Here is a 12,510-nt window from a genome sequence, read left to right as displayed (position 1 = left end):
GAGAATCCGTGATCAAGGTGCTGCTGGCCGATGACCAGGCGCTGGTGCGGGCCGGCTTCAGGGCGCTGCTGGACGCCCAGCCCGACATGACCGTGGTCGGCGAGGCCCCCGACGGCGCGGAGGCGATCCGCCTGTCCCGCGAGCACGCGCCGGACGTGGTGCTGATGGACATCAGGATGCCCGGCACCGACGGCCTCACCGCCACCCGGCAGATGCCCGCGGGCCCGCGCGTCATCATCCTGACGACCTTCGAGCTGGACGAGTACGTCTTCGAAGCCCTGCGCGGCGGCGCCAGCGGCTTCCTGGTCAAGGACACCGAGCCGGCCGAGCTCATCCAGGCCGTGCGGGTGGTCGCCGCCGGCGAGGCGCTGCTCTCCCCCAGCGTGACGCGCCGCCTGATCGCCGAGTACGCCTCCCGCGCCAAGGAGCCGCTGGCCGCCGACGGCCTGAACCAGCTCACCGATCGCGAACGCGAAGTGCTGGGCCTGGTCGGCACCGGCATGACGAACGACGAGATCGCGGCCAAGCTGTTCATGTCGCCGGCGACGGCCAAGACGCATGTGAGCAGGACGATGATGAAACTGCACGCCCGCGACCGGGCCCAGCTCGTGGTGATCGCCTACGAGTCAGGCCTGGTCCGACCGGGCTGGCTCTGACGACGCCTGTCTCAGGCAGGCCTGGTCCGACCGGGCCGGCTCTGACGACGCCTGCCTCAGGCAGGCTGGAGCCACTCGGCGGCGGCCTCCCGCAGCCCGGCCGTCCCCGTCCAGGCCACCTGGCCGTCGGGGCGGATGAGCAGGGTGTCCGCGGGCGGATCGTCGCAGCGGGCCCGGACCACGCGGATCCAGTCGCCGCCGATCGTGGCGTCACCGCCCAGATCCAGCAGCAGAGGACGGCCGTCGCGCATCAGCTCGGCCACCCGCGTGTGCCCGTCCCCTGTGGTCAGGTGGAGGTCGGGAGCAAGGCGGCCGATCAGATCGGCGCCCACGACACCCCTGCCACCGGCCGCCCCTGCGGTGACCACACCCCCGCCAGGTTCTCCGGCGACCATGCCTTCCCCGGCGCCCTCGGAGGGGATGCCGTACCTGGTGTCGGAGCCGTGCAGCAGGTGCGCGAGGTGGCGCGCGGGCTGCTCGAAGGCGAAGACCCCGGCCAGCAGGTCGCGCAGCGCGGTGCCCTCCACACCGGTCAGCCGCTCCAGGGCGGCCTGGGCCCGGGTGTGCGCCAGCGTGCGCTCGCCGACCGGGCGGCGTTCCGTCTCGTAGGTGTCCAGGAGTCGGATCGGAGCCCGGCCGGTGAGCACGGCGGCCAGCTTCCAGCCGAGGTTGACCGCGTCCATCAGGCCGACGTTCAGCGCCGAGCCGCCTGCGGGGAACAGGTGCGCCGCGTCACCCGCCAGGAACACCCGGCCTGATCGGTAGCGCTCGGCCAGCCGGGCCTGGGCGACCGTGCTGGACAGCCAGATCGGCTCGCCGAGCGGCAGATCGGCGCCGATCACCCGGCGGATCGCCGCCTGGAAGCCGGCCAGGGTCACCGGGCCCGCGGCGCCCTTCTCGCGGACGCCGACGATGTCGACGCCGGGCCGCAGCGAGGTGAGCAGCAGGCGGCCGTGCGGCCGGTGGTTCCAGCCCTGCTCCAGGCCCATGACCCGCGACTGCTCGAACAGGCCGGTGGCCTGGTCGGTCCTGAAGTGGCCCAGGAGCAGCGCCTCGTCGTCGGTGGTGCCGTGGAAGGAGATGCCGAGTTGCTTACGGACCAGGGAGTGGGCGCCGTCGCAGCCGACCGCGCTGTGGGCGCGCAACCGCCGTCCGGGCAGGTCGAGGGTGACGCCGTCGTCGTCCTGGGTGAGCCCGAGCACCGGCGTTCCCCGTACGATCTCCACGCCCAGCTCGGCGGCACGCTCTGCCAGCAGCCGCTCCATGCGCGGCTGCTGGACCATCACCATGCGCAGGGGGATGCCGTCCAGCCCGGCGAAGCGCAGCGGCACCGAGCCGAAGGGGAAGCCGGGTGGCCGCCCGGCGAAGGGGCTGCCTTCGGCGAAGCGCTCCAGCAGCCCTCGGTAGTCGAGCATCCGCACGATCTGCCCCATGAGCCCGTTCGCCTTGGGCAGGTCGCTGGGCTCGGGTCTCTCGTCCAGCACGGTCGGGCGCACGCCGGCCAGGGCCAGCTCGCACGCCAGCATCAGCCCCACAGGGCCGGCTCCAACGATGATCACTTCATCCATGTCTGTCAGGCTAGACTGACGGCGACGAGCCTGTCAATCCAGCCTGACAGCAGGGACGCGCCGAACGCCTGCCCGGCCGCTCCGCTTGGCGAACCACGGTAGTTCGTTCTGCGAATTTGTTATCCTGGGGAAATGAGTGAGCATGTCGAGGGGCCTATCGGAGTGGTGCCCGCGCTGGTGCGGTCCGCGTTCCTGGTGAATTCCGTGTACGTGAATTCCGCCCGTGAGTACGGGCTCACCCAGCAGCAGGGGCAGTTGCTGTGCGTCCTGATGGCGCAGCCGTACGGCATGGGCGAGCTGGGCGCGGTGCTCGGCCTGGCCAAGTCGAGCCTGACCGGCCTGGTGGACCGCAGCGAGCGCAACGGCCTGGTCCAGCGACAGGACGACCCGCAGGACTCCCGCGCGGTGCGGGTGGCGCTCACCAGGCGGGGCGCCAAGCTGGCCGAGGAGTTCTACGCCGAGACCTGCCGCCGCGTCGAGGTGCTGGCCACGGGGCTCGCCCCCGGGGAGCGCGACACGCTCGCCGCGCTGCTGGGCCGGGTCGTGACGGACAACAAGGTGCCCACCGTCTTCCTGTGACGAGTTGCAGTTCGTGACACGAACTAATATTGTTCGTGTCACGAACTTGCCGATGGCGTACGCCTGGCGAACCTTCAGGGAAAGGCAGACCATTGTCCCCACGTGACGTCGTCTTCGGTTTCGGCGCGCATCCCAGCACCGACGACATACCAGAGCTGCTGCGCACGGCCCAGCAGGCCGACCGCGACGGGCTCGACCACTTCACCCTGTTCGACCATCCCTACGCCGGCGGGTGGCTGGACGCCTACGCCGCGCTCGGCTTCGTCCTCGGCCGCACCGAGCACATCACCGGGCTCGTCAACGTCACCAATCTGCCGACGCGGCCCGCTCCCATGCTGGCCAGGACGGTGACGTCGCTGTCGGCGCTGTCGGGCGGCCGGGTCGTGCTCGGCCTGGGCGCGGGCGGGCGGTGGGATCGCATCGCCGATATGGGGGTGCCGCCGCTGTCACCGGGCGCGGCCGTGGACGCCTTCGAGGAGGCGATCGTGCTGGTCAAGCTGCTGTCCGGCGGCGGCGCTCCGGTCACCTACCAGGGCGACCACTACCAGGTGCGCCACATCGAGCCCGCCCCGGTGGCCGCGCCGCCGGTGTGGACCGGGTCGGTCGGCCCGAAGTCCCTGGCCGCCACCGGCCGGGTGGCCGACGGCTGGATCCCCGGCCACGCGTCGGACTGGCTCAGCGAGCGATACCTGTCCTCGCGGCCCGTCATCGACGAGGCGGCGGCGTCCGCCGGCCGCGATCCGAGCGAGATCCGCACCGTCTTCAACTTCCCCGGCCGCATCACCGACCGGCCACTGCCCGCCACCCGCGACCACGACGGCCGCTGGATCGGCGGTTCCACCGACCAGTGGATCGAGGAGCTGACCGGGGCGGTGCTGGAGCACGGCGCGTCGGGTTTCACGCTCTTCGCCGTCGGCGAGGACATCCTCGACCGCACCGTGCTGGCCCGCTGGGCCCAGGAGATCGCCCCGGCCGTACGCGAGGCGATCGCGACATAACCGCCTCGTCAGGCCAGGTTGACAGCGGCGCTCTGTCAATCTAGCCTGACAGCGTGGACATGGGAGAACTGTCGGAGCGCATCAAGTCCAACGACCCCGCCCTCGGGCTGCGCGCGGTAGGCGCGCTGCACCGGCTGGCCGAGCAGGTCGAGGCCGCCTCGGTCGCGCTGGCCAGGGAGCAGGGCTGGACGTGGGAGCAGATCGGTGACGCGCTCGGCATGTCGCGCCAGTCGGTACACGCCAAGTACGGAAAGTGAGGCTCGTCATGTTCGGATTGGACAAGAGCCCGTTCGCGGTCGCCGTCAAGGCGGCCATGGACGAGGCGAGACAGCGCGGCGACCGCCGCATGGGCACCGAGCATCTGCTCCTGGGCCTGCTGCGTGACCCGTCGGGCCCGCCGGCCCGCGCCCTGGGCGTGGACGCGCGCACCGCACGGGCCGCCCTGGCCTCGCTCGACCGGGCCGCGCTGCGGGCGATCGGCCTCGACCCCGGCGACACCCCGCCGGGGGGCACGCGCAAGCACCCGCCGATCCCGGGCACCGCGCTGACGTCGGGCGCACGGGCGGTCATCAACCAGGCGGTCAAGGCGACCGACCGAAAGTCCAGAGACCGCACCGGGCCGGCCGCCCTGCTGCGGGCGCTGCTGGACCAGCGGCACCCCGACCCGGCGGCCGCCCTCATCGACCACCTCCACCTCGACCGCACCACCGTCCGCACTCGCCTCGAATCCTGAAAGCACAGGGCCGAACCAAGGGGATCCGCGCCCGCCTGGAGGCCGAGAGCTGAGCCGGAGGGATCCGCACCCGCCGGGAGGTCTGGGGCCGGTCTCGGAGAATACGTCCGGGGGTGTAGGGCGGGAGGCTTCGAGCACTCCCCTGGGCGGATGGTGAGACGGGCCCGGGGTCCGATTCGTGACGTGTCTGCTGCGGCGAACCTTGGAGGTACGTCAAGGAGGAGACATGAACACTTTCGCACACGCGGGCTTCTGGCCCGTCATCCCGCTCATCTGGGGCCTGTTCTGGGTCGCCGTCGTGGCCTTCGGCCTGTGGGCCTGGCGGAAAAAAGGCCAGGGCGACCGTACGCACGCCCCGGCTACGGCGTCGGCGGAGCAGATTCTCGCCGAGAGGTACGCACGCGGCGAGATGAGCGATGACGAGTACTTCGAGAAGATGTCGGTCCTGAAGGGCGCGGCCTCGTAAACGGCACCCTGGGTCAGGGAACTGTAACTATTCGCGTTCGGCGAGCGCCGATACGTTCCTTGTGAGGACCCTTTACGAGAAGAAGTGGGGCGAGGGATGCGGGCGATCGCCAGGTTCTGCGGCCGGCACGGTGACGGCCGCCCCGGCCGGACGCAGGCCCGCTGACCGTGCAGGCGACAGCTCTGCTCGCCAGCGGCCTGGCGGCCGGGCTGGTGGCGGGGACCGCGTCGTGCACGGCCGTGCAGGGCGGCCTGCTCATGGGGCTGACCACCCGCGCCGCGGGCCGCACCAGCGATCCGGTCGTGCTGGCCTGGTTCCTCGCGGGCAGGCTCGCCTCCTACTCCGCCGTCGGCGCTCTGCTCGGCCTGCTCGGGGCGGCCGTCAAGCCGCCGCCGGCGCTCCGGGCGGTGCTGCTGGTGGCGGCGGGCGTCATGGTGATCGCCTTCGCGGTCGGCCTGCTACGCCGCACCGGCTGCGACTCACCCGGGCGGGCGTTGCCCGGCCTGGCCGCGCCGCTGCTGGGGGCGGCGACGATCCTGGTGCCCTGCGGGGTGACGATCGGCATGGAGCTGATCGCCGTCTCCAGTGGTTCGCCGCTGGCGGGCGCGGCGGTGATGGCCGGGTTCGTGCTCGGCACCACCCCGGCCCTCGCGCTGCTCGGCTATCTGCTGCGGCGCGTCTCACGTACCAGAATGTCGAAGGTGGCGGCGGTGGTCGCCATCGCGGCCGGGGTGTGGACGATCGGGTCGGGGGTCAGTCTGGGCGGCTGGTTGCCCGCCACCGCGACGACCGAGCCCGGCACGTCGGCGAGCCCGATCGTCACCATCTGGGCCACCAGCGACGGCTACCGGCCGGCGGCCGTGGCGGCGCCCGCCGGGGTGCCCGTCGAGGTGGTGTTCAAGGTGGTGGACCGGGGGTGCACGGACACGGTCGTGATCGACGGGCGGGACCTCGCCCTGCCGGCCACGGTGCGGCTGCCCGCGCAGCCTCCGGGGTCGCTGCGTTACGCCTGCGGGATGGGCATGTTCACCGGGTTCATCAAGTTCTCCTGAACGGCTCGGCGATTACGGTTCGCATCCGAGTGATTACATGCCACCCTGTGGCCATGGCCAGGTGGGAAGGTGAGGTGGCGCTGCCGGCCGTCCCGGCGCCACGTGTGGGAGACGAGGCCGAGCTGCTGATGGCGGCGCAGGCCGGGGACGTGCAGGCCGCGCACCGGCTCGGCCGGCTCTACGCCCAGCGCGGCGACCGCGCGGCGGCCCGGCACTGGTGGGAGCGGGCCGCGGCGGGCGGCAACCTCGACAGCGCCTACAACCTCGGCATCTGGCACGAGAAGCACGGCAGCCTGGACAACGCCGTCGCCTGGTACGAACGGGCCGCCGGCGCCGGCGACGCGGAGGCCGCGGTCAATCTCGCCACGCTCCTGCTGGAGCAGCGCGGCGACGTCGAACAGGCCAGAAGCTGGTACGAGATCGCCGCCCAGCAGGGTTCGCGGGCCGGAGCCCGCAGGCTCGCGCTGATGTGCGAGGACACCGGCGAGACCTCGGCCGCGCGGGAGTGGCATCGCGCGGCGGCCGCCGCCGGGGACGCCTCCTCCGCGCACGACGCGGGCTTCCTGGCCTACGCGTGCGGGCACGAGGAGGAGACCGTGCACTGGTGGGAGTGCGCGGCGCAGAGCGGCCACGCCGACTCGGCGTACTGCCTGGGGCTGTTCCTGCAGGCCAGCCGCGACCCGGAGGGCGCCGAAGCCTACTATCGGCTGTCCGCCAAGAGCGAGCATCCCGGTGCGGCGTCCCAGCTCGGCGGCATCGCGCTGTCCCGGCGCGACCTGCGCAGCGCACGGGCCTGGTACGAACAGGCCGCGGGCGCCGGTCGGCTGGAGGACCAGCGGATGGCCGGGTTCGTGTGCGTGGAGCTCGGTGACGCCAGGGGCGCGAGCCACTGGTTCGGCAGGGGCGCGGCCGGCGGGGACGCGGAGTCGGCGTTCAACTTCGGGTTGCTGCTCATCGCCGAGTTCGGCGATCTGGGCGGCGGGCAGCACTGGTTCCGGCAGGCGGCGCTGGCCGGGCACCACGGGGCCGCCGTGGAGCTGGGCGGGCTGCTGTCGGCGGCGGGCCGGCGGAGCGAGGCGGAGGAGTGGCTGGCCGACCCGCCGCCGCCCACCTGGGACCGGCCCGCCGAGCCGGAGCTGATGGCGCGGGCCGAGCTGGCCGCGGCCGCCACCGGCCGCCGGGGCGGCGTCGCGCTGGCCGTGCCGGAGCTGGCCGAGATCCTCGGCACCTGGGACCTGGTGACCAGGCCGCTGCACGACCACGCGGACGTGATCGACTGGCTGGTGAACCAGAGCCGGCTGCATGCCAGCGCCGTCGAGCACCTGGCCTCGGTGCGCGGCACCCTGCTCCGGCCGGGCAGCGGCCCGTGGCCGAGCCCCGGCGAGGTGCGGCACGTGCTGACCACGGCCAGGGAGCTGCGCCGCCGCCTCGGCCCGTCCGGCGCGAGACACGGCGGCAGGGGCACCCCTCGCCCCCGCTGACGCCCCACGCCGCAGAAGCCCCACGCCGCTGAGGCCGTACGCCGCAGAAGCCTCACGCCGCTGAGGCCCCACGCGGTACGACCTGCGGCCGTTGCCGCGCGGGGGCGTCAGGCGGCCAGGACGTCGGCCGCCGGGGTGAAGGGGAGGCGGAGTGCCTGGGCGACCGGCTCGTTGGTGAGGGCGCCGGCATGGGTGTTGAGGCCGCCCGCGAGGCCCGCGTCCTTGCGCAGCGCCTGCTGCCAGCCCAGTTCGGCGAGGGCGATCACGTACGGCAGGGTCGCGTTGGTCAGCGCGTAGGTGGAGGTGTTGGGCACCGAGCCGGGCATGTTGGCCACGCAGTAGAAGAGCGAGTCGTGCACCCGGTAGGTGGGCTCGGCGTGCGTGGTGGGGCGCGAGCCCTCGAAGCAGCCGCCCTGGTCGATGGCGATGTCGACGAGCACGGAGCCCGGCTTCATCCGGGCCACCAGCTCGTCGCTGACCAGCGTCGGGGCCTTGGCGCCGGGGATCAGCACCGCGCCGATCACCAGGTCGGCCCGCAGCACCTCCTGCTCGATCGCGTACGCCGTGGAGACCAGCGTGGTGAGGCGGCCCTGGTAGACGGCGTCGATGAAGCGCAGCCGGTCGACGTCGGTGTCGAGGACGGTGACCTGGGCGCCCATGCCGACCGCGATCTGCGCCGCGTTCAGGCCGGAGACGCCGCCGCCGATCACGACCACCCGGGCGGGGGCGACGCCCGGCACGCCGCCGGGCAGAATGCCGCGACCGCCGTTGAAGCGCATCAGGTTGTAGGCGCCGACCTGCGGGGCCAGCCGGCCCGCGACCTCGGACATCGGCGCGAGCAGCGGCAGCGACCGGCCCACCTGCACGGTCTCGTACGCGATGGCGGTGGTCCTGGCGGCGAGCAGGGCGTCGGTGCACGGGCGGGAGGCGGCCAGGTGGAGGTAGGTGAACAGCACCAGGCCCTCACGCAGCCGGTGGTACTCCTCGGCGATCGGCTCCTTGACCTTGAGCACGAGGTCGGCCTCGCCCCACACGGCGTCGGCGCTGCCGCGGATCTTCGCCCCGGCGGCGAGATACTCCTCGTCCGTGATCTGCGAGCCGAGGCCCGCCCCTCGTTCTACGGTGACGTCGTGGCCGTGACCGACCAGTTCGTGTACTCCGGCCGGGGTGACCGCGACGCGGTATTCGTGGTTCTTGACCTCGGCCGGCACGCCTATCTTCATGGCGATGTTCCCTTTCGGCGAAAAAAATTGTCCGGTACGGCGTGCCGTACCGGACAGGTGTTCAGAGCCGCGCCCACGCCTCGGTGAGCACCGTGCGGAGGATCGACTCGATCTCGTCGAACTCCTTCGGTCCGGCGATGAGCGGGGGCGCGAGCTGGATGACGGGGTCGCCGCGGTCGTCGGCCCGGCAGTAGAGGCCGGCGTCGAACAGCGCCTGCGACAGATAGCCGCGCAGCAGCCGCTCGGACTCCTCGGCGGTGAACGTCTCCTTGGTGGCCTTGTCCTTGACCAGCTCGATGCCCCAGAAGTAGCCGGAGCCGCGCACGTCGCCGACGATCGGCAGGTCCTTGAGGCTTTCGAGGGTGGCCTGGAAGACCGGCTCGTTCTTGGTGACGTGGCCGAGCAGGTCCTCGCGCTCGAAGATGTCGAGGTTGGCCAGCGCCACGGCGGCGGAGACGGGATGGCCGCCGAAGGTGTAGCCGTGGGCGAACATCTCCTCGCCGCTCTTGAACGGCTCGAACAGCCGGTCGTGCGCGATCATCGCCCCGATCGGGGAGTAGCCGCTGGTCATGCCCTTGGCGCAGGTGATGATGTCCGGCACGAAGTCGAACTTCTCGCCGCCGAACATGGTGCCGAGGCGGCCGAAGGCGCAGATGACCTCGTCGGAGACGAGCAGCACGTCGTAGGTGTCGCAGATCTCGCGCAGCCGCTGCCAGTAGCCGGGAGGCGGCGGGAAGCAGCCGCCCGCGTTCTGCACCGGCTCGGCGAAGACGGCGGCCACCGTGTCGGGGCCCTCCATCTCGATCGCGCGGGCCACCCGGTCGGCGGCCCAGATGCCGTACTGCTCGGGGGTCATGCCCGCGATGCCGCTGATCTCTTCGGCGCGGTAGTGGTTGGTGTTGGGGACCCGGATCGAACCGGGCACGAGCGGCTCGAACATCTGCTTGAACGCCGGGATGCCGGTGATCGACAGGGCGCCCTGCGGGGTGCCGTGGTAGGCGATCTCGCGGCTGATGACCTTGTGCTTGAGCGGCTTGCCGATGAGCTTGTAGTACTGCTTGGCCAGCTTCCAGGCGGATTCGACCGCCTCGCCGCCTCCGGTGGTGAAGAAGACCCGGTTGAGGTCACCGGGCGCCAGGCTCGCCAGGCGCTGCGCCAGCTCGGCCGCCTTGGGGTGGGCGTAGGACCACAGGGGGAAGAAGGCGAGCTCCTGCGCCTGCTTGGCGGCGGCCTCGGCCAGCTCGGCCCGCCCGTGACCGACCTGGACGACGAACAGCCCGGCCAGGCCGTCGAGGTAGCGCTTGCCGTGGATGTCGTAGATGTAGGAGCCCTCGCCGCGGACGATGGTCGGGATCTCCGCCTGCCGATGGGCGCTGTGCCTGGTGAAGTGCAACCACAGGTTGTCCTGAGCTGCCTTCAGGACGTCGTTTTCCGGCTGCGTCATGTGTATCTTCCCTTGCGTCTGACCTGCCCCACAGTCTGCATCTTCACCTGGCCTTTGCCAAGCGAATGCGTCGCGAGTCTCCACAAGAAAACCGAGATCCGCAGCCCTGGCATGTAACCACTACGAAATCCGCAGGTAGATTTGCGCGCGGGTCATCCCGATTCACGCACTGTGAAACCCTGTGTGATCCAATGAGACGTTGACCATCGCGAACGACCCCGGGGGACCTTCCCGTGACGCCTGACCAGATCGAGAGTGCCGTACAGGCTGGAATGCCGCAGTCCGTGGAGGAGCTGAAGCGCCTGGCCGCGATCCCCTCCGTGGCCTTTCCCGGACACCCCGAGGAGGCCGTGCACGCCGCCGCGGCGGCGACCGAGGAGCTGCTGCGCAGCACGGGACTGACGCGCGTCCAGCGGATCCCCGTCGAGGGCAGCTTCCCCGCCGTCTACGGCGAGGCGCCCGCCCCGCCCGGCATGCCGACCGTCCTGCTGTACGCCCACTACGACGTGCAGCCGGCCGGTGACCTCGCCGCCTGGCGGACGCCGCCGTTCGAGCCGACGCTGGTCGACGGGAAGCTGTACGGCCGTGGGGTGGCCGACGACAAGTCCGGCATCATCTCGCACGTCACCGCGCTGCGCGTCTTCCAGGGCCGCTTCCCCGTCGGCATCAAAGTCATCGTCGAGGGCCAGGAGGAATACGCCGGCGAGCGCCTCGAAGCCTTCGTCGAGCGCAACCCCGAGCTGCTGCGGGCCGACGCCATCGTGGTGGCCGACACCGGCAACCCGCGCGTCGGCGACCCGGCCGTCACCACGTCGCTGCGCGGGATGGCGGCCTTCACCATGGAGGTGCGCAGCCTGCGCGAGTCGCTGCACAGCGGCTCCTTCGGCGGCGCCGCCCCCGACGCGCTGGCCGCGCTGATGCGCATGGTGACCGCGCTGCACGACGACAACGGCGACATCCGCGTGCCCGGCCTGCCGCGCGGCAGGTTCCTCGGCCAGGGGCCGGCGGAGGAGGAGTTCCGCCGGACGGCGGGAGTGCTGGACGGCGTCTCGCTGGTCGGCTCCGGCTCGCTGGCCGACCGCCTCTGGGCTTCCTACGCGATCACCGTGACGGGCCTGGACGTGCCCTCGGTCTCCGGCGCCATCAACGCCGTGCAGCCCGTGGCCCGCGCCCGCGTCACGGTCCGCATCCCGCCGGCCGGCGACCCCAAGACCACGGTCAACGCGGTGGTGGAGTTCCTGCGCCAGGTCGCGCCCTGGGGGGTGCAGACCTCGTTCGGGGACTTCACGGTCGGCTCGGGCTTCCAGGCGGACTCCGGCGGCAAGGCCCGCGCGGCGCTCAACCGCGCCATGGAGCGCGCCTTCGGCCGCCCGCCCAGGGACGTGGGCGCCGGCGGGTCGATCCCGCTGGTCAACACGCTGCTCAAGCAGTTCCCCGCAGCGGAGATCCTGCTGTTCGGCGCGGAGGACGAGGACGCCGCCATCCACGCGCCCAACGAGCGGCTGGACCTGGAGGAACTGCGCCGGATCGCCACCGCCGAGGCGCTCTTCCTGCATGAGCTCAGCCAGCCCTCGGCGCTGGGCGTCTGACCTCGGCCGTCAGATCGCAGGGCGCGGAAACAGCTTCACGAAGCGCCCTGCCATCTGACGGTCGCCCTCCACCATGCCGGAGTCGAGCCGGGCCCCGGTGAAGACCAGCGCCCGCAGCGTGTCGGCGTCGGTGCGCAGCACCGCGTCGGCGGGGGTGCGCAGCACCGCGTCGGCGGGGGTGGCGCCCGGCTCGGCCCGGCGGAGCGTGAGCCGGCCGCCCGACACCGCCGCCAGGAAGCTCTGCTCGCCCAGCCTCAGCTCCACCCGCCCCGCGAAGTCGCCGGCCGCCTCGGGGTCGAAGGTGGACTTGAGCGCGTACATCAGCGCGTCCACGCTCAACGGCTTCGCCGAGCGCAGCGGCGCCCGGCTCCCCCAGCGGGCCAGCGCGAGCACGACCGGCTCCAGCTCGTAGCCCCGGTCCGTCAGCTCGTAGACCTGGCTCGCGGCCGGCGGGGGCAGCTTGCGGCGACGGACGATCCCGGACTCCTCAAGCTCGCGCAGCCGCTGGGACAGCACGTTCTGGCTCGCGCCCGGCAGGCCGGCCCGCAGGTCGGTGAAGCGTTTGGGACCCAGCAACAGCTCCCGGACGATCAGCAGCGCCCACCGCTCGCCGACGTGGTCGAGCGCGCGGGCGATGCCGCACGGGTCGTCATAGGTCCTCATGGAGCCACCTTGTCATGTCGCACCATCTAGTCCTAAGTTAGGACCAACAAGGGAAAGG

13 protein-coding genes are annotated in these 12,510 nt (G+C 72.1%); 9 read left to right on the top strand and 4 right to left on the bottom strand.

Features of this window, described 5'->3' with window-relative positions; translation table 11 throughout:
- The first annotated feature begins 8 nt into the window (after nt 1–8).
- Nucleotides 9–656 (top strand): response regulator transcription factor, encoded by a 648-nt coding sequence (locus tag OHA68_RS21155; RefSeq protein ID WP_327109164.1) that lies wholly within the window; start codon nt 9–11, stop codon nt 654–656.
- Nucleotides 657–712: 56 nt separating this feature from the next.
- On the opposite strand, the gene OHA68_RS21150 is transcribed toward OHA68_RS21155, so the two are convergent.
- The gene (locus tag OHA68_RS21150; protein ID WP_327109163.1) at nt 713–2,224 is read right to left on the bottom strand and encodes an FAD-dependent monooxygenase; all 1,512 of its coding nucleotides are present in this window, start codon (nt 2,222–2,224) and stop codon (nt 713–715) included.
- A gap of 132 nt (nt 2,225–2,356) precedes the next feature.
- Between OHA68_RS21150 and OHA68_RS21145 the strand changes: the two genes are divergently transcribed.
- The 7 genes from OHA68_RS21145 (at nt 2,357) to OHA68_RS21115 (ending at nt 7,533) form a co-directional block, all read left to right on the top strand.
- Nucleotides 2,357–2,803, top strand: a complete 447-nt coding sequence (locus tag OHA68_RS21145; protein WP_189138717.1) for a MarR family winged helix-turn-helix transcriptional regulator — start codon at nt 2,357–2,359, stop codon at nt 2,801–2,803.
- A 92-nt stretch (nt 2,804–2,895) separates the two neighbouring features.
- Nucleotides 2,896–3,801: an LLM class flavin-dependent oxidoreductase gene (locus tag OHA68_RS21140; protein ID WP_327109162.1), complete on the top strand. Its 906-nt coding sequence runs from the start codon at nt 2,896–2,898 to the stop codon at nt 3,799–3,801.
- Between the two features lie 59 nt (nt 3,802–3,860).
- The gene (locus OHA68_RS21135) at nt 3,861–4,058 is read left to right on the top strand and encodes a helix-turn-helix domain-containing protein (protein WP_189138928.1); all 198 of its coding nucleotides are present in this window, start codon (nt 3,861–3,863) and stop codon (nt 4,056–4,058) included.
- Nucleotides 4,059–4,066: 8 nt separating this feature from the next.
- Entirely contained in the window at nt 4,067–4,534 is a 468-nt protein-coding gene (locus OHA68_RS21130) for a Clp protease N-terminal domain-containing protein (RefSeq protein WP_327109161.1), read from the top strand.
- Nucleotides 4,535–4,760: 226 nt separating this feature from the next.
- Nucleotides 4,761–5,000, top strand: a complete 240-nt coding sequence (locus tag OHA68_RS21125) for an SHOCT domain-containing protein (protein WP_327109160.1) — start codon at nt 4,761–4,763, stop codon at nt 4,998–5,000.
- Between the two features lie 167 nt (nt 5,001–5,167).
- Nucleotides 5,168–6,052 carry a sulfite exporter TauE/SafE family protein gene (locus OHA68_RS21120; RefSeq protein WP_327109159.1) on the top strand — a complete coding sequence of 295 codons (885 nt, stop codon included), beginning with the start codon at nt 5,168–5,170 and terminating at the stop codon, nt 6,050–6,052.
- Between the two features lie 53 nt (nt 6,053–6,105).
- The gene (locus OHA68_RS21115) at nt 6,106–7,533 is read left to right on the top strand and encodes a tetratricopeptide repeat protein (protein ID WP_327109158.1); all 1,428 of its coding nucleotides are present in this window, start codon (nt 6,106–6,108) and stop codon (nt 7,531–7,533) included.
- A 107-nt stretch (nt 7,534–7,640) separates the two neighbouring features.
- On the opposite strand, the gene ald is transcribed toward OHA68_RS21115, so the two are convergent.
- Entirely contained in the window at nt 7,641–8,756 is a 1,116-nt protein-coding gene (gene ald / locus OHA68_RS21110) for an alanine dehydrogenase (protein ID WP_327109157.1), read from the bottom strand.
- A 61-nt stretch (nt 8,757–8,817) separates the two neighbouring features.
- Complete coding sequence (locus OHA68_RS21105; RefSeq protein WP_189138724.1) at nt 8,818–10,200, bottom strand: aspartate aminotransferase family protein; 1,383 nt, start codon at nt 10,198–10,200, stop codon at nt 8,818–8,820.
- 233 nt (nt 10,201–10,433) lie between these two features.
- Between OHA68_RS21105 and OHA68_RS21100 the strand changes: the two genes are divergently transcribed.
- Complete coding sequence (locus OHA68_RS21100; RefSeq protein ID WP_327109156.1) at nt 10,434–11,789, top strand: M20/M25/M40 family metallo-hydrolase; 1,356 nt, start codon at nt 10,434–10,436, stop codon at nt 11,787–11,789.
- Nucleotides 11,790–11,798: 9 nt separating this feature from the next.
- Here OHA68_RS21100 and OHA68_RS21095 read toward each other — a convergent pair whose 3' ends face one another.
- The gene (locus OHA68_RS21095; RefSeq protein WP_327109155.1) at nt 11,799–12,452 is read right to left on the bottom strand and encodes a winged helix-turn-helix transcriptional regulator; all 654 of its coding nucleotides are present in this window, start codon (nt 12,450–12,452) and stop codon (nt 11,799–11,801) included.
- Nucleotides 12,453–12,510 lie beyond the last annotated feature (58 nt).

Source organism: Nonomuraea glycinis (assembly GCF_035920485.1).
GTDB classification, from domain to species: domain Bacteria; phylum Actinomycetota; class Actinomycetes; order Streptosporangiales; family Streptosporangiaceae; genus Nonomuraea; species Nonomuraea glycinis.
Note: the sequence above shows the minus strand (reverse complement) of the source record. Positions and strands in the feature narration are given on the sequence as shown.

Coding starts and splice junctions, on each gene's coding strand:
- OHA68_RS21150 (WP_327109163.1), bottom strand. CDS start 2,224: ATGGATGAAGTGATCATCGTTGGAGCCGGCCCTGTGGGGCTGATGCTG.
- OHA68_RS21145 (WP_189138717.1), top strand. CDS start 2,357: ATGAGTGAGCATGTCGAGGGGCCTATCGGAGTGGTGCCCGCGCTGGTG.
- OHA68_RS21135 (WP_189138928.1), top strand. CDS start 3,861: ATGGGAGAACTGTCGGAGCGCATCAAGTCCAACGACCCCGCCCTCGGG.
- OHA68_RS21130 (WP_327109161.1), top strand. CDS start 4,067: ATGTTCGGATTGGACAAGAGCCCGTTCGCGGTCGCCGTCAAGGCGGCC.
- OHA68_RS21125 (WP_327109160.1), top strand. CDS start 4,761: ATGAACACTTTCGCACACGCGGGCTTCTGGCCCGTCATCCCGCTCATC.
- OHA68_RS21115 (WP_327109158.1), top strand. CDS start 6,106: ATGGCCAGGTGGGAAGGTGAGGTGGCGCTGCCGGCCGTCCCGGCGCCA.
- ald (WP_327109157.1), bottom strand. CDS start 8,756: ATGAAGATAGGCGTGCCGGCCGAGGTCAAGAACCACGAATACCGCGTC.
- OHA68_RS21105 (WP_189138724.1), bottom strand. CDS start 10,200: ATGACGCAGCCGGAAAACGACGTCCTGAAGGCAGCTCAGGACAACCTG.
- OHA68_RS21095 (WP_327109155.1), bottom strand. CDS start 12,452: ATGAGGACCTATGACGACCCGTGCGGCATCGCCCGCGCGCTCGACCAC.